9 protein-coding genes are annotated in these 20,953 nt (G+C 44.4%); 3 read left to right on the top strand and 6 right to left on the bottom strand.

Going from position 1 to position 20,953, the window contains the following annotated elements; translation table 11 throughout:
- Nucleotides 1-135: 135 nt before the first annotated feature.
- Both QUA71_RS00940 and QUA71_RS00945 read left to right on the top strand, forming a co-directional pair.
- A complete protein-coding gene (locus tag QUA71_RS00940; RefSeq protein ID WP_333281082.1) occupies nt 136-6,633 on the top strand; it encodes a PAS domain S-box protein in 6,498 nt (2,165 codons plus the stop codon).
- Between the two features lie 251 nt (nt 6,634-6,884).
- On the top strand, nt 6,885-8,105 hold the full coding sequence (locus QUA71_RS00945) for a hybrid sensor histidine kinase/response regulator (RefSeq protein ID WP_333281085.1): 1,221 nt from the start codon (nt 6,885-6,887) through the stop codon (nt 8,103-8,105).
- Nucleotides 8,106-8,438: 333 nt separating this feature from the next.
- Here the strand turns inward: QUA71_RS00945 and QUA71_RS00950 are convergent, their stop codons facing one another.
- A complete protein-coding gene (locus QUA71_RS00950; protein WP_333281087.1) occupies nt 8,439-8,591 on the bottom strand; it encodes a hypothetical protein in 153 nt (50 codons plus the stop codon).
- Between the two features lie 194 nt (nt 8,592-8,785).
- On the opposite strand from QUA71_RS00950, the gene QUA71_RS00955 reads away from it, so the two are divergent.
- Entirely contained in the window at nt 8,786-13,807 is a 5,022-nt protein-coding gene (locus QUA71_RS00955; protein ID WP_333281091.1) for a PAS domain S-box protein, read from the top strand.
- A gap of 376 nt (nt 13,808-14,183) precedes the next feature.
- Here the strand turns inward: QUA71_RS00955 and QUA71_RS00960 are convergent, their stop codons facing one another.
- From QUA71_RS00960 to QUA71_RS00980, 5 genes are all read right to left on the bottom strand, one after another.
- Nucleotides 14,184-15,935, bottom strand: a complete 1,752-nt coding sequence (locus tag QUA71_RS00960) for a diguanylate cyclase domain-containing protein (RefSeq protein WP_333281094.1) — start codon at nt 15,933-15,935, stop codon at nt 14,184-14,186.
- 38 nt (nt 15,936-15,973) lie between these two features.
- Nucleotides 15,974-16,426 carry a response regulator gene (locus QUA71_RS00965; protein ID WP_333281097.1) on the bottom strand — a complete coding sequence of 151 codons (453 nt, stop codon included), beginning with the start codon at nt 16,424-16,426 and terminating at the stop codon, nt 15,974-15,976.
- Nucleotides 16,423-16,593, bottom strand: a complete 171-nt coding sequence (locus QUA71_RS00970; protein WP_333281100.1) for a hypothetical protein — start codon at nt 16,591-16,593, stop codon at nt 16,423-16,425. The genes QUA71_RS00965 and QUA71_RS00970 overlap by 4 nt, the downstream gene beginning before the upstream one ends.
- A gap of 319 nt (nt 16,594-16,912) precedes the next feature.
- Nucleotides 16,913-18,820: a PAS domain S-box protein gene (locus QUA71_RS00975; RefSeq protein WP_333281102.1), complete on the bottom strand. Its 1,908-nt coding sequence runs from the start codon at nt 18,818-18,820 to the stop codon at nt 16,913-16,915.
- A complete protein-coding gene (locus QUA71_RS00980; protein WP_333281105.1) occupies nt 18,821-20,764 on the bottom strand; it encodes a response regulator in 1,944 nt (647 codons plus the stop codon).
- Nucleotides 20,765-20,953: the final 189 nt, after the last annotated feature.

Genomic DNA, 20,953 nt, shown 5'->3' on the forward strand with positions numbered 1-20,953 from the left:
AAAACAGTCGCATAGAGTGGATTGTAATTATTGAACCACAGAGTTTTTAACTTGGAGCGGCGGGATTTTGAGCGAGGGAATTATTTATATGCTATAATAGTTAGCTCGACTGCTTTATGACAAAGAACAAGGTATATGATATCAGTTTTGAGCCCCCCCGCAAAGCGAAACGGCTTTAAAGTTCTTCTGGTCGAAGACAATCACGCAGAAGCCGATCTGATCGAAGAATTATTATTAGAAACAAATGTCAGTAGAGCCGAACGCCAAAGGCTATCAGTAACTTGTACAGACCGTCTCAGCAAAGCGCAGAAACTTTTGGTCGGCGAACATTTTGATGTGATTTTACTAGATCTTTCGCTGCCCGACAGCCAAGACTTAAATACAATTGTCAAAATACAAGAATATAGCCTAAATACTCCGATTGTCGTACTGACGGCCCGCAACGATGAAGAGCTTGCTGTGCAGTCAATCCAAGCCGGAGCTCAAGATTATTTAGTCAAGCGAAAAATCGACAGCGAAGTGTTAATTAGATCGCTTCGCTACGCAGTTGAGCGACAGCACAACCAAGAAGCTTTACGAAAAAGCGAAGAAAAATATCGGTCGGTAGTGGAGAATTCTCTCGTCGGAATAGCCATTCTGGCTCCTCCTATTTCCCCCTCAGCCCCAGAAAAATGCCAGTGGTTGGAAGCGAACGATGCTTTGTGCGATTTGCTGGGATACGATCGCCAAGATTTTTTGCACGAGAATTGGGATAGGTGGGTTTTTCCTGAAGACGTGCAGCCTACCTTAGAGCAATTAAATAAAATTTTTGCAGGGGAGAGTGAAGGCTATGTTTTAGACCAAAGATGGTGCAGAAAAGACGGAAAAACAGTTTATACTAGAGTTTCCCTGCGCTGTATTCGCGCCCTCGACGGCTCGATCGACCACCTGATTAAAGTAGTCTTGGACGTGAGCGATCGCTACCGTTACGAAGCTCAATTAAAAGCATCAGAAGAGTTTTTAAATCACACGATTAATTCTACTCCTGACCCGATTTTTGTCAAAGATGAGCAGCACAGATGGGTCGTTTTAAACGATGCTTTTTGCAATTTGATAGGAAAAAGGCGCTCGGAACTGATTGGCAAGTCAGGATACGATTTTTTTCCCCCAGCTCAAGCGGCTTTTTTTTGGCAACAAGACGAGCAAGTATTGCAAAGAAGTATTTCTCAGGAAACGGAAGAAAATTTTACCGATGGCGCCGGAAAAGAACGCATTATATCTACAAAAAAAACAGTTTTTAACAACGCCGACGGTCGTAAAATGTTGGTCGGAACAATGCGAGATGTTACCGAATACAAACGCCAGCAAATTGCGTTGCAGGAAAGCGAAGCTCGATTTCAAATAATGACCGACAACGTGCCGGGAATGATTTATCAATATCGGCTTTATGCAAATGGTAAAACATCTTTTACTTACGTTTCTTCGGGCAGTTGGCAGCTATACAATTTAAAGCCAGAACAAATAGAAGAAAATGCCACTTTGGCTTTTGCAACAGTTCACCCAGACGACATCTCAGACTTGCAGCGGTCGATCGCAACTTCAGCGGCGACTCAGCAAGCTTGGCAACACCAATGGCGGCAAGTTATGGGAGATCGAGTGAAATGGCTGCAAGGCGCGTCCCAGCCAGAAAAGCAAGCCAACGGCGATATAGTTTGGGACGGTTTGGTGATGGATGTTACGGAATTAAAACAAACCCAGCAAGACCGCGATCGATTTTTTAATCTCTCGCTAGATTTACTTTGCATTGCAGGTTTTGATGGCTATTTCAAACGCTTAAACCCCGCTTGGTCGAATTTATTAGGTTATACCAGTAAAGAAATCTTAGCCAAACCTTTGATAGAATTCGTCCATCCAGAAGACCTAGAATTTACTGTAGCGGAATTAGAAAAACTTAAAAAAAGCCACCCTGTTATTAGCTTAGAAAACCGCTATCTTTGCCAAGATGGTACTTATAAATGGCTGTCGTGGACAGCATCGCCGTTTGCAGAAGAAGGTTTGATTTATGCAGTGGCTCGCGACGTTACATTTAGCAAGCAAGCTGAAGCTGAATTGCGTAAGAGCGAAGCCACCAACCGCGCTCTTTTAAATGCGATACCAGACATGATATTTCGCTGTCGGGCAGACGGCACTTTTGTAGACTTCAAACCTGCCAAAGATTTCGAGAATATCCTACCACAACAAGCACTGATTGGTAAAAAAGCACAAGACCTATTGCCGACTGCTTTTGCTGAAAAAATATTGTCGGGCAATCAAAAAGCGAGCGACAATGGCGAGATTCAAGTCGTAGAATATCAAATGCCAGTTAATGGTGAACTGTACGATTTTGAAGCGAGAATTGTCTTCTGCACGGAGGACGAAATTATCGCGATAGTTCGCGATATCACTCAACGCAAACGCTCTGAGTCAGTCCTCCAGAGGCAAGCAGCAGCCATGGCCCAAGCTTCCGAAGGTATCGCCATATTCAGTGCCGACCAAGAGGTGATTTATTGCAACGCAGCCCGACTAAAAATCTACGGTTACGACTCTCTCGAAGAAATCTTAGGTAAAAATTGGAAAACATTCTACCAAGGTGCAGAGCTGCAAAGGTTCGAGCAAGAAGTCCTGCCGACTTTAATGCAGAAAGGTTCTTACAGCACCGAAGCAGTAGGATGCCGTCGCGACCGCTCGGAAGTCCCTATAGATGTCTCGCTGACAATGCTGCCCGGCGGGGAAATCATTTGCATTGTTCGCGATATTTCCCAAAGAAAAAAAACAGAAGCAGCACTGCGAGAAAGCCAGCGGTTCGCTCAACAAATTGCTGGGGCAAGTCCTAATATGTTGTATGTTTATGACTTAATAGAACAAAAAAATATCTATGCGAACGCTTCTCTATACCGCATTCTCGGCTATACAGTAGAGGAGATTCAGGCAATCGGGCCGTGGATAATGTCAACTTTAATGCACCCGGAAGATGCAATCAAAATACCTGATTATTTACAGCAAGTCGCAACTGGCGCGGAAGGGGAGATATTTGAAATTGAATACAGAATTAGGCACAAGGATGGTTTTTGGCGTTGGATTGTCAGCCGAGATACTGTATTTGCAAAAACAGCAGATGGTAAGTTAAAACAAATTCTCGGCACGGGAACTGATATTACAGAAAGCAAGCAAGCAGAAGATGAAATAAAGCTGTTGCTGGCAGCAACTCAAGCCATTAGTCAGTCGGCAGATTTTCACAGCGCCCTCCCAGATATCCTGCGGTTGCTGTGCAATGCGATCGGCTGGAATTTTGCGGAAGCTTGGATACCGACTGCTAATGGTACTTTTTTGGAACACAGCGAAACTTGGTACGCTAGCGATGGCGATTTAGATACGTTCGGCCGCGAAAGTAGAAAAATTAGATTCGCCGCCGGAGTGGCAGTACCGGGACGGATTTGGTCAACCAGAAATGTAGAATGGATTGAAGATATTTCTCTAGCTAAAAATCATCTTTTTACCCGATCGCAGATGGCGGCATCAGTCGGATTGAAAGCTTGTTTCGGAGTGCCAATTCACGCTAGCTCCAAGGTGCTGGCAGTTTTAGTATTCTGCAAGCGCGACCGCTCGATTATGGAACCGCGTATTGTAGAGTTGGTTAAGGCTGTAGCGACTCAGTTGGGCGATCATATTCAGCGCAAACAAGCCGAAGAAGAATTGCGTAAAAGTGAAGAACGCTGGCAGTTAGTTCTCAAAGGCAATCAAGACGGAATTTGGGATCTGAATCTTCAAACAAATGAAGCTTTTCGCTCGGCCCGCTGGCACGAAATTATCGGTTACGCAGAGGGCGAAATAGACAGTTGCAACCGCGCATGGATCGATCGCATCCATCCAGACGATCGCTCGCGAGTGCAAGCAGCAATCCAAGATTATCTCGATCGCCAAACCCCGAATTACGCCACGGAATACCGCTTGCAGTGCAAAGACGGCAGCTATAAGTGGGTGCTCGCCCGCGCTCAAGCAGTGTGGGACGAAGCCGGAAACCCTCTGCGGATGGTGGGTTCGATGACGGATATCAGCCATCGCAAAGCAGCAGAATTAGCTTTACTGCAGGTCACTCAAGCCGTCGAAAGTACCAGCGATGCGATCGTGATCGCCGACTTGAAAGGGCGATCTATTTACCACAATCAAGCCTTCATTCAGCGCTACGGCTACACGGTGGAAGAACTCAATGATATTGGCGATATGGCAGCGCTTTACGTCCGGCATAAAAATTACAAACAAATTTATAAAAGCCTTCGTCAAGGTCGCTCTTGGTGTGGTGAAGTTGCGCTGCAAACTAAGAGCTGCGAAGCAGTAACTGCTCTGGTGCGAGCCGACAGTATTCAAGATATTAATGGGAATTCCATCGGCTTAATTGCAGTAATTACCGATATCACAAAACGCAAAGAATCAGAACTAATTTTGCGCCAAAAGTTAAAACGCGAACAGTTGGCAGTAGCCATGCTGGAACGCATTAGATCTTCTCTCAATCTCGAAGAAATTCTTACCAAAAGTGCCGAAGAAGTGCGGCACTTTTTGCAAGTAGATCGCACTATTATTTACCAATTCAATCCGGATTGGAGCGGATTTATCGCTGTCGAATCGGTTGCCGAAAATTTCCTACCAATTGTAGGAATGGAAATTTATGACCCCTGTTTTGGGGAAGCCTACGTTAGTCTTTACCGAGACGGAAGAATTAGAGCCATAGAAGATGTTTATAATGCCGGCCTGGCCGACTGCCACTTGGCTTTGTTGACTCGGCTCGATGTGAGAGCGAATCTGGTAGTGCCGATTTTGCAAGGCGAAAACTTGTGGGGGCTGTTAATTGCCCACCACTGCACGGGCCCCCGTCCCTGGCAGCAATTGGAGGGAGAGTGCCTAAAACAATTGGGGGTGCAGTTGGCGATCGCCATTCAGCAATCGATGCTATTTGAACAAGCACAAACCGAAATTGCCGATCGCAAACTTGCAGAAGCCGCCCTGCAATTAGCTAAAGAAGCCGCCGAATCCGCCAACCGCGCTAAAAGCGACTTTCTCGCCAATATGAGCCACGAATTGCGGACGCCTTTGAACGGGATTTTGGGATACATTCAACTGCTCAAAGTGGAGAAAAACTTTACCGCCGATCAGCAGGAAAGTCTTAACAACATTCACCAGTGCGGCAACCACCTGCTGATGCTGATTAATGATGTTTTAGACCTCTCAAAAATCGAAGCTAGTAAAATGGAGCTGTCGCTGACAAACGTGCATTTTTCCAGTTTTGTTAAAAGTATTATTGATTTGTTCCAGATGCGATCGGCTCAAAAAGGAATTGCCTTTAATTACGAGCAGGTTTCAGCGCTCCCAGAGGGCATTTTGGCAGACGAAAAAAGGTTGCGTCAAGTTTTGATTAATTTGCTCAGCAATGCCGTTAAGTTTACGAACAGCGGCAGCGTTACATTCAAAGTCGGTTATGCAGAAAATTTCCCCGATAATTATCCTCAAACCAAGTGCGAAACTTGTAATTTGACAGCGGAAATTGCCACTAAAACGATGATTAATTTGACCGCCAATTTAGACGCGCAGCAAATGTCGCTCCCGCCGCTGGGAACAAAAGAAGCGCCCGAGGTGATAACAGCAGACAATACCGACGATCGTGCCCCTACGCCTAAAATTCGCTTTCAAATCGAAGATACCGGCATTGGCATCGAGCAGAATAAATTAGAAGAAATATTTTTGCCTTTTCATCAAGTGGGCGATCATAACAATTTCGTCGAAGGTACTGGACTGGGACTTTCCATCAGCCAAAAATTAGTCAAAATGATGGGCAGCCAAATTCGCGTCCAAAGTACCTCCGGCAAAGGCAGCATATTTTGGTTGGATCTAGAGTTGCCAGCAGTCGCCCACTGTTCGGAAGTCCCCTGCCGGCCAGAAAAAAGGCAGCTTGTAGGTTTTATCGGCGCCCAGCGGAAAGTGCTAATAGTGGACGATCACGAAGTAAATCGCGCCATGTTGCACAGGCTGCTTTTTCATTTAGGCTTTGAAATTGCAGAAGCTACAGACGGCGAAGACTGCTTGCACAAAGCACAGGAATTTCTACCGGATATAATTTTAATGGATTTGCTGATGCCCGTAATGAACGGTTGGGAAGCTACCAGGCGGCTGCGACAGTTGCCGGAATTAAAAGATACGGTTATCCTTGCTTTGTCCGCTAACGTTTACGAGACTACCAAGCAAGAGAGCATACTTGCAGGTTGCGATAATTTTCTCACCAAGCCGATTCAAACTAACGAGCTTTTAGAATTATTGCGCCTGCATTTGAGACTAGAATGGGTTTACGAAGAAAGAGCACAAAGCAAAAAGCGGATCGATCAAACTGCAAAAGCCTGTTCTGAGATTGCTGCTGCTGACTCAACGATGGTGTCTCCTGCCTCAGAGTCAGTCTTGGCGTTGTTAAGATTGGCTGCAATGGGCGATATTGAAGCTATTCTGGAAGAAACTGCTAAACTCGAACATTCTGACGCGACATTAGTGCCTTTCGTTCATCACCTGCGCCAACTTGCTAAAGGATTTCAGCTCAAGCAAATTCGAGATTTTTTGAAGCAACATTTGTCCTAAAATTGACGGTAGCTAACAGACAACTCAAAATCAGTTAAATCTCGCGCGCTGAGTACCATTCTCAATCAGGGGCTCTCCCCTCCCGCGAAGCGACAACTTAATTTGCTTGGGCGGCCCTGACTCGCAGCGGGCTCCTCAAAAAGTGATTGGAAATAAAAGCATCTATGAAGCAACCGGATTTCTAGAGCTGCAGAAAATCACTTGAATCCGATTTAAACTCACAACCCACAACTAAAAAGTAAAAAAATTGAATGTTTCCCTTGAATATGAACGATAAGAATTCCGAAAGAAGCATCATACTAATTGTCGATGATAACCAAACAAATCTGGACGTACTTTTCGAGTTGTTAAGGAATTACGGGTTTAAAGTATTAGTGGCTCTAGACGGCGAAAGTGCGATCGAGCAAATTGACTACATCCATCCAGACTTGATTCTTTTGGATATCATGATGCCAGGAATTGACGGTTTTGAAACTTGCCGACGTTTGAAAGGAGACTCGTCAACGCAAGATATTCCCATCATATTCATGAGCGCCCTTTCCGATACGCCTGATAAAGTAAAAGGCTTTCAGACAGGAGCAGTTGACTACATCACTAAGCCTTTCCAGCACGAAGAAGTTTTGAGCCGGATTCAAACCCACTTGACAATCCGCAGCTTGCAGAAAAAACTCGAAGAAAAAAACCTGGAACTTGCCCACCTCAACCAAAACCTGGAAAGACTTGTTGAACAAAAAACCAAGCAATTAATAAACCAGGAAAAAACAGCCATCATCGGACGTTTGACCCAGGGAATGGTTCACAACCTCAAAAGTCCCCTGCAAGTGATCCAGACTAGCGTCGATTTGATTGAAACAAAAGCCACACAAATTCAAGAAGACTCTCTGTTTAATTATACTAAGTATATATTTCAAGCTGTCACAAAAATCAATCAGATCATGGATACTCTGATGATGAAAAGCCGAAACGAGCAAAAGCAAGATTTGCACCCTGTGAATATCAACGATTTAGTGCAGCGAGAAATTCAGCTATTGGAAGGCAACCTGTATTTTAAAAATAAGATTAGAAAAAAATACTTTTATGACGAAGAAATTGCTAGCATTCCCTTAATTTATTCCTATCTTTCTCAAGTATTTTATAATTTAATCAATAATGCAATGGATGCTATGTGGGAAAAGAAAAGCAGAGAAATAACTATCGTGACTCGGCAAGACGAGTCTAACATATACATGGATATTGCAGATACGGGATGCGGCATATCATCTGAAGATTTGCCAAAACTTTTTGACCCTTTTTACACCTCCAAGCCGCCTAAAGGCGAGGAAAAAACCGAAGGGGAACCGACAGGAACTGGCCTAGGACTTTATACTTGTATTGAACTTTTAAAGCCTTTTAACGGTGAGATTGCTATTAGCAGCAATGTCGGTCAAGGCAGCGTGTTTACAGTGGTGCTGCCCAAACCGCAGAAAAATTGAGCGACTCAACTGAGTTAAATGGTGTCCGGTTAGACAACCATAATTAAGTTTGTAATTAAATTTGTAGCAAGGAATGCAAGTCTTGGTTCATCGAGCGAGAGAGGACTTGCATTGCTCAATACAAATAGGCGCTAATTGCGGGCCATTAACCGAACAGAATCTCAGAGCATATTTTGTAAATCAACGGTAATTGTCTTAGCTTAGTAGTAATACCAGTAAAAAAAAATAATCCAACTTTAGACAAGCTTTAAACGGCTATTTAAAATCTAAAGTTTCAAAGGCTATCAGCAATGCAAATTCTGATTACTCCGCGCTATTTTGACTTGCCTCTTGCTATTCCCCTGCCAAAGGTTGTAAATTAAAATAGAGTTGAGTTGCAATCTTGGTAAGAATATGATAAGTTTGGGCCACTAGGTTTGGGGTGAGGCGGAAAACTTGCAGCGAAAAACTCAACTCTACAAATAAATCTGCGGGCTTTGCAAGCACACAGCGCACTCTCAAACGTGCGCTTCAAGTTCCCCAATAATGAGCTAGGTAACTCCATCCGCTGCTGATTTTTTTTATTCCTAAAAAATAGCAAAAGGATACCAGTAAAAAAATGCCAGTTTACGCAACAGCCAAACCGCGATAGTCATCAGTCATTCCAAATCTAAAATCTAAAATCTAAAATCTAAAATGGTATGACATCTGTTTTTGAGTCAACTTTAACGCCTGCTTGTTTGAAAATTCTGCTAGTAGAAGACTGTGCAGAAGATGCAGAACTCATTCAAGAACTGCTGTCTGAGCCCCAACTAGGACAATCAATTGATTTGACCAATGTAGTTCGCCTCCGGGAAGCTATAGAAATTGTAAGCGACAAAATTTTTGATGTAATTTTATTAGATCTTTCACTTCCTGACAGCCTAAAATTTAATACTTTTTTCCGCCTTCAAAATTGCGGTATAAATACTCCGATCGTCCTTCTGACAGCGGCCGATGACGAAGAACTGGCTGTCGAGTTAATTGCCGCCGGCGCCCAAGATTATCTGGTGAAAAGACAGGTAGACAGCCGGCTGCTGGTGCGGACGCTCAGGTGCGCGATCGCCCGCCAGAAACGGCAAGCAGAATGGCCAAAAAGTCAAGAAAAATACCAGCAGGTTGTTGACAATATCAAAGAAGTCGTTTTTGAAACAAATACTGCTGGGAATTGGACTTTTCTTAATGCGGCTTGGACGGAAATTACCGGATTTACCGTTGATGAAAGCTTAGGAACTTCCTGTTTGAGTTACATTCATTCTGAGGATAAATACCACTATTTAAATTTGTTTAGACATCGGAGACCAAATCAAGAAACACCCTGTTGTTATCAAAGTCGATATGTTACCAAAAATGGCGAAATTCGGTGGGTGGAAGTGCAAGAATTTTTTATTTTGGGCGGGAACGGAGAGGCGCAGGGGACGACAGGAACTATCAACGATATTACAGATAAAATTTTAGCTCTTTCAGAACTCGAAGCTAGTAAAAAGTTTTTGAATTATACGCTCGATGCAGTTGCCGACCCACTTTTTGTCAAGGATGAACAGCACCGTTGGATACTGTTAAATGATGCTTTTTGCAAGCTGATCGGGAAGCAGCGCGAGGAACTGATGGGCAAATCGGATTATGACTTTTTCCCAAAACAAGAAGCGGAGATTTTTTGGCATACTGACCAACAAGTGTTTAGGACGGGTAAAGAAAACGAGAGTGAGGAAATATTTACCGACGCCAACGGTGCAAAGCACATTGTGTCTACTAAAAAAACTGTCTTTGAAAATACCGATGGCAGTAAAATTCTCGTGGGGATAATTCGAGATATCACTCAGGATAGGCGCAAACAATTAGCCCAGCAAGAAAGCGAAGCTAGACTGCGGCAACTGGCTGCCAATTTGCCCGGAATAATTTATCAATTTCGCCTATCAACCGACGGCCAAAAAAGTTTTCCTTATATTTCTTCGGCTAGCCGCGATTTATATGAATTGGAACCAGAAAATATTCAGCAAAATCCCCAACTACTTTTTAGTTGTATTCATCCAGACGACCGCCAAAAATTTGAAGAATCAATTGCTGTTTCTGCGGCAAATATGCAGCTTTGGTACCAGGAATGGCGCGCGATTCTCCCGTCGGGAAAAATTAAATGGTTGCAAGCGGTTTCGAGACCGGAACGAGTTAATTTTCCCACAGAAATAGGGCAGGAAGGCGATATAGTTTGGGAAGGCATGGTGCTGGATATTACTGATTTAAAACAGGCAGAAGCAGCTTTGCGGGAGAGCGAAGCCAGATTTCGCTCGCTCGTTGAGAATATCCCCGGCGCTATCTGCCGCAGCTTGTATGATGCTGATGAGACGATGGTATTTATTAGCGATGAAATTGAGGAAATTAGCGGTTATCCTGCTGAGGATTTTATTGGCAAGAACTGCTGGAGTTTTACTAGCATTATCCATGAGGCAGACAAGGAAATGGTCGATCGACAAATCAGCGCAGCAGTAGAGTCAAAACAGCCGTACAATCTAGAATACCGGATTGTTCGCGCTGACGGGGCGGTGCGGTGGATCTCGGAAAGAGGTAGGCCAACTTACAATCTAGAAGGGCTGGTTTCGTGGCTCGACAGAGCGATTTTTGACATTACCGATCGCAAACAAGCCGAACTGACTCTGTGCCTGGTAACTCAAGCTGTAGACAGCGCTAGTGATGCGATCGCGATCGCAGATTTGGACGGTTATTCCGTTTATCACAATCAAGCATTTATTCAGCGTTACGGCTATACAGTTGAGGAACTAAATAATGCCGGCGGCCCAGCAGTAATGTACCCCAAATCTCAAGAGTTGAGAAAGTTATTTAGGGTGCTGCGGAAAGGTTTTTCCTGGGAAACTGAAATTCAAATAAAGAGTAAAAATGGCAATATTATAGAAACTTTCTTGCGAGCTAACTGTATTAAAGATAGCGCTAGTCAACCGATAGGAATGATAGCCATAATTGCCGACCTCACAGAAAGAAAACGCACCGAATCGGCATTAAAACTCAGTCAAGAGCGATTGCAGTTGGCGGTTTCAGGCAGCTATTTGGGGCTGTGGGATTGGAATATACCTACTGGCGAAACTTATTTCGACTTTTATTGGAAATCAATGCTTGGCTATGCAGAAACCGAAATTGAAAATAACCTCAAAGGTTGGGAAAGTTTGCTGCATCCAGAAGACCGAGCGAAGGTAATGGAACGTTTAAATTCCTATTTGGAAGGTGAGACTGATATCTATGAAGTTGAATTTCGGATGCTCAACAAAGCGGGCAATTGGCAGTGGATTCTGGCGATGGGCAAGGTAGTCGAGTACGACGAATGGGGTGCGCCGTTGCGGATAACAGGCACTCATAAAGATATCAGCGCCCGCGTTGCAGCAGAAGCCGAAAAAACGCAGTTGATCGCATCTCTGCAACTACTTGCCGAACAGTTGCAAGCCGCGCAAAAAATAGCCCGCATCGGCAATTGGGAATCCGATAGGGAGACAGGAATTATTACTTGGTCGGAAGAACTGTTTCGAGTTTACGGTCGAGAATTGAATCGGCCGCCGACAATGGAAGAACTTTTAGAGCAAATTCATCCCGATGACAAAGAAAGGTTTACACAAGTTGTGCAAAAGGCAGTGACTGAAGGGACAGCTTACGACATCGACCACCGCATCTATGTTCCATCAGGAGAAATCAGGCACGTTAACGCTAAAGGACAATCTGTTAAAAATGAGTTGGGTCAGGTGGTGAGGCTGTTTGGCACGGCAATGGACATTACCCATCGCAAAAAAGCCGAAACTGCTTTGCAAGAAAGTGAACAGCGATTTCGAGCTGTATTTGAACAAGCGGCGATCGGCATTGTGAAAGTGTGGCAAGACGGTCAATTTTTGAATGCAAATCAAGGCTTTTGCAATATTGTCGGATACTCGGAATTGGAACTGAAAGCGCGAAATGTTGGGGATATTTCTCACCCTGAAGATGTAGCAGCCGATGTCGAGTCGCGCGACAGACTGTTAGCTGGGGAAATTTTTAATTATTCCCTTGAGAAACGCTTTATTCGCAAAGATGGTTCATTTGTTTGGACTAATATGACTGTATCTTTAGTGCGGGATGGGTTTGGGGAACCTAGCTATGTAATTGGTGTGATTGAAGATATTAGCACTCGCAAACTTGCCGAGGCTATCTTGCGCCAGCAATTAAAGCGAGAACGCCTGGTGGTAGGAATGCTGGAACGCATTCGCTCTTCTCTCAATTTAGAAGAAATTTTGACAAAAACTGTTGCTGAAGTACGGCATTTTTTACAAACAGACCGGACAGTTATTTATCAGTTTAATCCCGATTGGAGCGGTTTTGTAAATGTCGAGTCAGTGGGCGAAAATTGGCGGGCTATTCAGGGAATAACTATTAACGATTCCTGCTTTGAAGACAGCTATGCTTCTGCTTACGAACACGGTCGTGCTGTAGCGGTAGATGATATTTACCAAGCTGATCTTTCCGAGTGCTACATTAATTTATTAAGTCAATTTCAGGTGCGAGCTAATTTGGTAGTGCCAGTTTTGCAAGGCGAGAAGTTGTGGGGGCTATTGATTGCTCACGAGTGCGCTGGTCCCCGCCACTGGGTGGAAATTGAGGTCGAGTGTCTCAAACAAATTAGCGTGCAGTTGGCGATCGCAATCCAGCAATCAATGCTGTTTGAGCAAGCACAAAGTGAAATTGCCGATCGCAAACAAGCCGAGTCAGCTTTGCAGGAATCGGAAGCGCGAGAACGTTCAAAAGCGCTAGAGTTAGAAGCAGCTATTAACAAACTCAGAACCACTCAAGCTCAGCTCGTTCAAAATGAAAAAATGGTGAGTTTGGGTCAGTTAGTTGCTGGTGTTGCTCACGAAATTAATAACCCTGTTAGTTTTATTCACTGCAATCTCACTCCGGCTCGCAATTACACTTTAGATTTGCTGCAAGTGATTAAATTTTACCAGCATTACTGTCCTAATCCTCCAGCCCAAGTCTTGGATAAAATTAATGAAATAGACTTGGATTATATTGCTGAGGATTTCCCGAGATTGTTTAATTCGATGCAAGTAGGAACCGAGCGAATTGTCGAGATCGTGAAATCGTTGCGTAACTTTTCCCGATTGGACGAGTCTGCTGGGAAGTTGGTTAACATTCACGAGGGAATTGACAGCAGTTTGATGATTTTGCAAAATCGGTTAAAATCTCACAGCAGCCATGGAGAAATTCTGATAGTTAAAGATTACCAAGTATTGCCACAAATTGAATGTTTTCCGGGCGAGTTGAATCAGGTATTTATGAATATTTTAATTAATGCGATCGATGCTTTGGAAGAACGAGACAAGCAGCGTCCGATCGAGGAGTGCGATCGACACCCAAGCACGATCGCTATTCGCAGCTATCAGGCGGCTGCCGGCTTCGTAGCGGTATCCATTGCGGATAACGGGCGGGGGATACCGGAGTCAGTGCGATCGAGGCTGTTTGACCCCTTTTTCACGACTAAACCTGTGGGCAAAGGTACGGGTTTGGGATTGTCGATTTCTCACTCGATTATCGTCGATCGCCACGGCGGCAGATTGAGCTGTATTTCCACAGCGGGAGAGGGAGCGGAGTTTTTGATTGAAATTCCAGTGCGGCCGAATTTAACTGGTACGAACTCAAATTTGGGGCAATAAATTAGGAATTTGTAATTAGAAACTGGGCAGCGGAAATGAGTAATATCTCACAGCTTGCACCATTCTCAAGAACAGGCAAGATGCCTGTTCCACACAGAGTGAATTTTATTGTGGAACAGGCATCTTGCCTGTTGCTAAACAAGTAATTGAGAAGGGTGCAAAATCTCAGTAATATCAAATACCGTACCATCGGAATTATACCCTGAAAGCGAGCATTATCCTTGCTCCGGGTCACTCGATCGCGTCCCGCTCGCACTGCACTCGGAAAATTATTATTCCGATGCAAAGGTCAACAATATGAGTTAGGAGTTCTGAATTATGAGTAAAAAATTAAACACGATCTTACTAATTACCAATTACCAATGACCTTCAACTTTTACATAAAAATCGGGGAAGATTCCGAGTTACTGCTGGCGTGACAAATGCGATTTTTGCCTTCGGTTTTGGCTTGATAAAGGGCGCTGTCAGCGCTGCGAATTAGGGTGTTGGGAGATTCCTGGGCAGAAGGAATCGCTGTCGCAATGCCACAACTGAGGGTAACGTAGGGCCCGATCGACGATCGCGCGTGGGGCAGTTTCAAGCTGGCGATGCCGTCGCAAATTTTCCGGGCGACAACGTTTGCCCCTTGGGCGCTGGTGTTCGGCAGCACTAGGGCAAATTCTTCGCCACCGTAGCGGGCAGTCAAATCCCCAGCCCGGTTGGTGGCTGTGGCGATCGCCCCGGCAACTTGGCGCAAACAATCGTCCCCGCCCAGGTGCCCATAAAACTCGTTGTAAAGTTTAAAAAAGTCGATGTCAAACATAATTAAAGACAGCGGCAGTTCCTCTCTTGCCAATCGGCGCCACTCTAAGCTCAAAACCCGATCGAACTGGCGGCGATTGGCAATGCCAGTCAGTCCGTCAGTAGTTGCCAGTTGCTGCAATTTTTGATTGGCTATTGCTAGCTTGCGGTAAAGTTGAGATTGTTCGATCGCGATCGCCACTTGATTTGCCAAGTGCTGTAAAAAATCTATTTCCCACTGCTGCCATTCCCTGACACCGCAGCAATTGTATGCTGTCAGCATTCCCCACAAACTATTGCCATTTTCTGCGATCGAATCCGGCAAATTTTTACCCTCCGCCTGCGGTTTGCCACTCGCCTGCTGCCAGATATAATTTTCTGCTGCATCTTGATTTTTCTCAACTTCCCAAACAGTGGCTTCTTGTGTTTCTTTTGCCGTTTCCCAGTCGCCTGATTGCCAAATTGGCACGCTGATAACTGCTGCAATTTCACAATCTGCCAGCAATTCTTTGCAACTGCCAGCCAAGGGGGCAGTGCTGACATCTGCTATTGCTTGTACCGACTGGGATTCGACTAAAACAAAGCATGACACCGCCAAAGCAGCACTAATATTTTGGTTTTCAATATAACCTTCTGGCAAACCGTCACCGGCGACGATCGCACCTTTTTGCTCTTCCCCGTCCAATTGAGACACCCAATCCTGACAGCGATAAATTAAAACGCGGTCTGTTTGGAGAAATTGGCGCACTTCTGCAACGGTATTTTGAAGAATGCTTGCCGGATCTATTGACGATCGAATATGTTCGATCATTTTGCCCAACAGCCGCTGTCGCAGAGCCTGCTGCCGCAATTGTTCTTCGATTTCCTGGCGTTCGATCGCGTAATGGATTGCCCGCACCAGCAGAGTTCGGTGGAATCTTCCCTTTACCAAACAATCTTGAGCGCCCCAGCGCAATACCAACCGGGCCATATTTTCATCGTTGATATCTGTCAGCACCACAATTGGCAATGTGGGCCATCGCCCTTTCAAAACTGCGACATCCTCGCTTCCCCTCAAGCTGTCTGACCCTGACAAATCTAATAGTATGGCGTCAAACTTGTCTACTTCCAGACGCCCAACTCCTATCTCCAGAGACTTAACAGTTTGGAGAAGAAATAGAGAGTCGCTGAATGACCCTAGAAGGTCTTGGATCATTGTCGGATTTCCCAGGTCATCCTCAACCAACAAAATTTTCAGACATTGGTTACGTGTTAACACAACTATAGCGTTTGGAGCGGGTCTAAGGCAACTTTTTTGTTTTGAGAGCGATACTTGCGATCGGTCAATATTTCTGCTTATCAAATTCACTATACCCTCAAACTATGGATTTAGCCCTCCATTAAAGTTTACATATCCGGCGGGAGTGAAACGATTTCAAACCAATACTCGCATAAAGTCTTCATTACTTCAAGCAATCCTTCAAAAGTGACTGGTTTGGATATGAAAGAATTGGCTCCCAAGCGGTAGCAAAGCAAGATATCTCCTCTGCGGTGGGAAGTTGTGAGCATTACAACCGGAATGTGTTGCAAATGGGGGTCCGATCTGATCGAAGTTAGTGTTTCGCGCCCGTCCAGCCTCGGCATATTCAGATCCAAAAGTATCAAGTCTGGCTGATGCCAATTGCTGCTAGTAAAATATTGACCGCGACGGTACAAGTAGTCTAGCACTTGTTCTCCATTTTCCACAAATTCGCTCGTAATTCCTAATCGAACTTCTCGCAGTGCTTCTTCCATCAAAAAGCGCGTATCCTCGTCATCGTTTGCTATTAAAAGAGTAAATTTTTTCTTTTTATAATTCACGGCTTTGCCTCACTACGAACGTCTTTTGTGAGGTTGCGGGACTGTGAGCCGTGTCTGAGTACCTGCAAAGCATCTCTTGCCATCATCCGGTAAATCTGGCTGAGAACACTGAAATTGTGTTGCAGCAATTTACCGTTTTTCTCCATTTGCAAAGGTTTGCGAATCATGCTTGTTTCACTTGGCAGTCTGTCCGAGAAGCGGCAAACTGCAAACACATCACAAATCCTTGTCCGCCAACTACGAGGGAAACTACTGCATCCCAAAGCAAGATGCTCTGGGTACAGTTGAAAAAAATTAACAAGTCTTGCGCGCACCGCTGATTTATAAGTTGTAGAAGGAGAGAGCTAATAGATATATATTGATAGATTTTTAGCTCGATGTCATCAGTGAATATGCTACACTTTATCAGCATTTTTGTAAAGAAAACATAAAGATATTTAAAGCTTAAGTAAAGGACAGGTGACTGCTTCAGGCGGACTGCTGACTTCACTTGGTTATAGGAATAGAAAAATAAAAAGTCGAGCCTTGATTGGGTTCTGATTCTACCCAAAGGCTGCCGCCGTGCCGATCGACAATTCTTTGACAAATCGCTAAACCGATACCAGTTCCCGAATACTGTTTTTGGGTGTGCAAGCGCTGAAAAATCTGAAAAATTCGCGGATGGTACTGTGAGGCAATCCCAATACCATTATCCTGCACTGAAAACACCCAGCTATCCCCCTGACGCGAAGCGTCCACATACACCACCGGCGCCTCACTGCTGCGGTACTTAATGGCGTTACAAATTAAATTTTGAAATAGTTGCAGCAGTTGAAAACTGTCACCTTTTACCCTTGGCAAATTCCCCCTAGTAACTGAAGCTTGATTCTCGCGGATGGCCAAATGCAAATTAGCACAAGCATCCTCAAAAACCCGATTGCAATCTATCATCTCAAAAGGTTTCTGACTGCGGCTGACCCGCGAATACTCCAGCAAGTCATCAATCAGCGCCTGCATCCGCTCGCAAGAATTAACAATATTGCGGATAAATTTATTCCCTTGGGCATCAAGTTGTTTGGGAAAGCGTTTTTCTAATAGTTGAGCGTAGCCGGCAATGGTGCTCAAAGGCGCTTGCAAATCGTGAGAAGCTACGTAAGCAAACTGTTCTAGTTCGGCATTAGAACGAGTTAATTCTTGAGCGTAGCGGGTTTGAGTGTCTAAACTCGCTTGCAGGAGTTCTTGTACCAGCTTGCGTTCGGAAATATCCTCGATCGCACAAATCAAATACTGCAGCGTCCCTTTGACATCGCGCATTGCCGAAACAGTAACATTGACCCAGCGCACAGCTTCATCTTTGCATAGCAACCGCTTTTCCACAGAAAAAGTTTGAATCTTCCCGGATAACAGCGAGCGCAAGTATTCTCTGTCCGCTTCTCTGTCATCGGGGTGAGTAATTGCCTCCCAGTTTTGCTGTAACAATTCGGATTGTGCATAGCGAACAATTTGACAAAAGCCGGGATTTACCCGTATAAATTTACCGCAAAGCGCGGTTTTAGCTATGCCGACCGCAGCTTGCTCGAATATCGCTCGGAAGCGTTCTTCGCTGTCTCGTAGGGCAATTTCTGCTCGTTTACGCTCGGTAATATTGCGAAATGTTACTGCCAGACCATCGTTTAATTTGACCGCCACAATGTGCAGCCAAACAATTGTATCTCGCTCGTGTTCGTAATAAAATTCTTGGTCTACAGTTTCTCCTGTTTCTACTACAGAAACATACAAATCAAATAAGCCGTTATTGCTAACTTGGGAAACTTGGGCTAACAAATTCTTACCAACTATCTCATTTAATAGAAGACCGTAAAATTTTTCGGCAGCAGCGTTGATCAAGAGCCACTGGAAATCTACAATATTTCCCTCCCTGTTGCGGACTGCTGAATAAGCCACCACACAGTCTAAGGAACTATTTAATATGCTAGCCAGCAGCGATTGCGACTGTTGCAGTTTATAATTTTGTTCTTTTAATTGCTGTTGCAGTTTTTGGAAGCCGACTTGCTTGTCGATGCGCGCTAAAACTTCTTCTACTTGAAATGGTTTAGTAATATAGTCGGCTCCTCCTACTCGAAAAGCTTGTAATTTATCGTTCATTTCATCTAATACACTTAAAAATATCACCGGAATTTGTTCGGTTTCCGGTGTCGCTTTCAGTCTCCGACAAACTTCATAACCGTTCATGTCCGGCATTCTAATGTCGAGCAAAATTAAATCTGGGCAATAGGCGATCGCAACATTCAACGCCAGTTGACCGCAAATAGCTCGGTAAACTTGATATCCCTGGGATGTTAGCAGTTTGGATAAGAACTGCAGATTGCTCGGTTGGTCATCAACCACCAATACTTTAATTTCGCTATTATCCATTTATTTTAAACTCGATTGAGTTAAATCCATGATCTTGTCGAGTCTGTAATCGGCAAGCAAATCTTTTAAAGCCTCAGCTAAAGTTGGATGACTTTCCCAGATGCGATCGACAAGTTGAATCGCCAGCTCTTCATTAACATCATTAGCTGCATCGTAGAGTTCCTGCACCCAGCTTTGAGGCATCTGAGCCAGCAGCCCTGCGAAAAATGAATCCGGTTTTTCGCTCACACAATAACGCGGTAAAGCCCCGGCTGGGAGGCGGGGCAACTCTTGATAAAGATAGCGCACTCCCAAGTAGCAAGCCATCTTATCAAACAGGATTTGTTCTTGAAAAGGTTTCCGCACAAAATCGTCGCAACCAGCAGCCATAATGTCGCCTTTTTTTTCCTCAAAAGTGCTAGCAGTCAGAGCAATAATTACAGTTCGCCACTGAGTTTGTTTCTCTTTACCTCTAATTTGTCGGACAGCTTCAAAACCGTCCATTACCGGCATTCGCGTATCCAGCCAAATTAAATGAGGCTGCCAACTTTCCCAAAGTTCAACCGCTTGGTAGCCATTTTCTGCTTCTCGGACTTCAAAACCAATTGGTTGCAACATTTTAACCAGCAGCCGCCGATTTTCTTGATTGTCGTCAACTGCTAAAATCCGATAAACCGGTTGATCTGCTTCTAGTCCGATCACCCGCTGCAATGTCGCCACTGTTATTTCAGACGAAATAGCCGCACATACTCGGATATTAAATTTAAAACTGGTTCCCTCACCTAAAACACTTTTTACCCAAATATCCCCGCCCATAATCTGCACGTATTTTTTAGTAATTGTCAAACCCAACCCCGTACCATCAGCCGCTTTTCTCCCCGCTTGTGTTTGCACGAAAGCATCAAATAAAGTATCAATTTCTGCTGTTGCTATGCCAATTCCCGTGTCTTCAACTTCAAAGAAAATTAACAAGGGTTCGAGTGAGGTAGAGTTAGGATGACTTTCCGATTCGGCCGGCTGCTGCGGCTGGTTGCTTTCCACGGTCACGCGCAGCCAAATACGACCCCCGTCGCGAGTAAATTTTATGGCATTTCCCAGCAGGTTAATTAAGCAGACGCGCAGTTTTTTTTCGTCAGCTTTTATATATTGCGGAACATTTGCCTGGACGGAAAATATCAGTTGCATTTTTTTTGTTTCAGCTTTGATTTGAAACATTTCTTCGAGAGTGTCGAGGAGTTGATAAAGGTCAAAGCTGCGTTCATCTAAGCCAATTATCCCTGCTTCTATTTTCGACAAGTCTAAAACATCGTTAATTAGTTCCAGCAAATGTTGACCGCTGCGGTTAATAATTCGGAGATTTTCCAGATTTTCGTGGCTGAGCAAAGAGTCGCGGCTCATGACTTGGGTAAAACCCAGGATGGCGTTCAGGGGCGTCCGCAATTCGTGGCTCATGTTGGCAACGAATTGACTTTTTGCGAGCGATGCAGCGGCCGCTGCTTCTTCGGCCTTTTTGCGTTCTATTATTTCTTCTTGCAGTTCTTTATTGCGATCGAGCAATTGTTTTTTCAGTCTTTGGATAGTCAGTTGGTGTTCGATTCGCGCTAAAACTTCTGCTACATGAAACGGTTTTGTGACATAATCTACGCCTCCAACTTGAAAGGCGGTTACTTTGTCCAATACTTCATCTAAAGCGCTGATAAAAATAACAGGAATTTCTGATGTCTTCGGATCTGCCTTGAGCTGCGTGCAGACTTCGTAGCCGTCCATTTCCGGCATTTTGATGTCAAGCAAAATCAAATCGGGAGAACCAGAGCGCGCGGCTCTGATGGCCATTTTACCGTTAATTACGCCGCGGACTTTGTAGCCCCGATCGGACAGCGTTGCTGATAAAACTTGCAAATTTTCTGGAGTATCGTCAACAATTAATATGTTGCCTTTATTTTCTTCTATTGTATTTGTGGTCATCGATTGCTATTTTTTGTTAATTTAATAATTGTTAATTTTAGGAAAACTGGTATAATACTCATTATAGCACTCCCTCTTCAAGCAACTGTTTTGATATTTACAGAACTTACCGTAGTTGAGATTTGAGATTAGAGATTAAAGAATTGGGAATTACTGATGATTACCAGGGTGTGGAGCTTGGCTACAAGT

This window comes from Microcoleus sp. MON1_C5, from assembly GCF_036701875.1.
Classification (GTDB): Bacteria; Cyanobacteriota; Cyanobacteriia; order Cyanobacteriales; family Microcoleaceae; genus Microcoleus.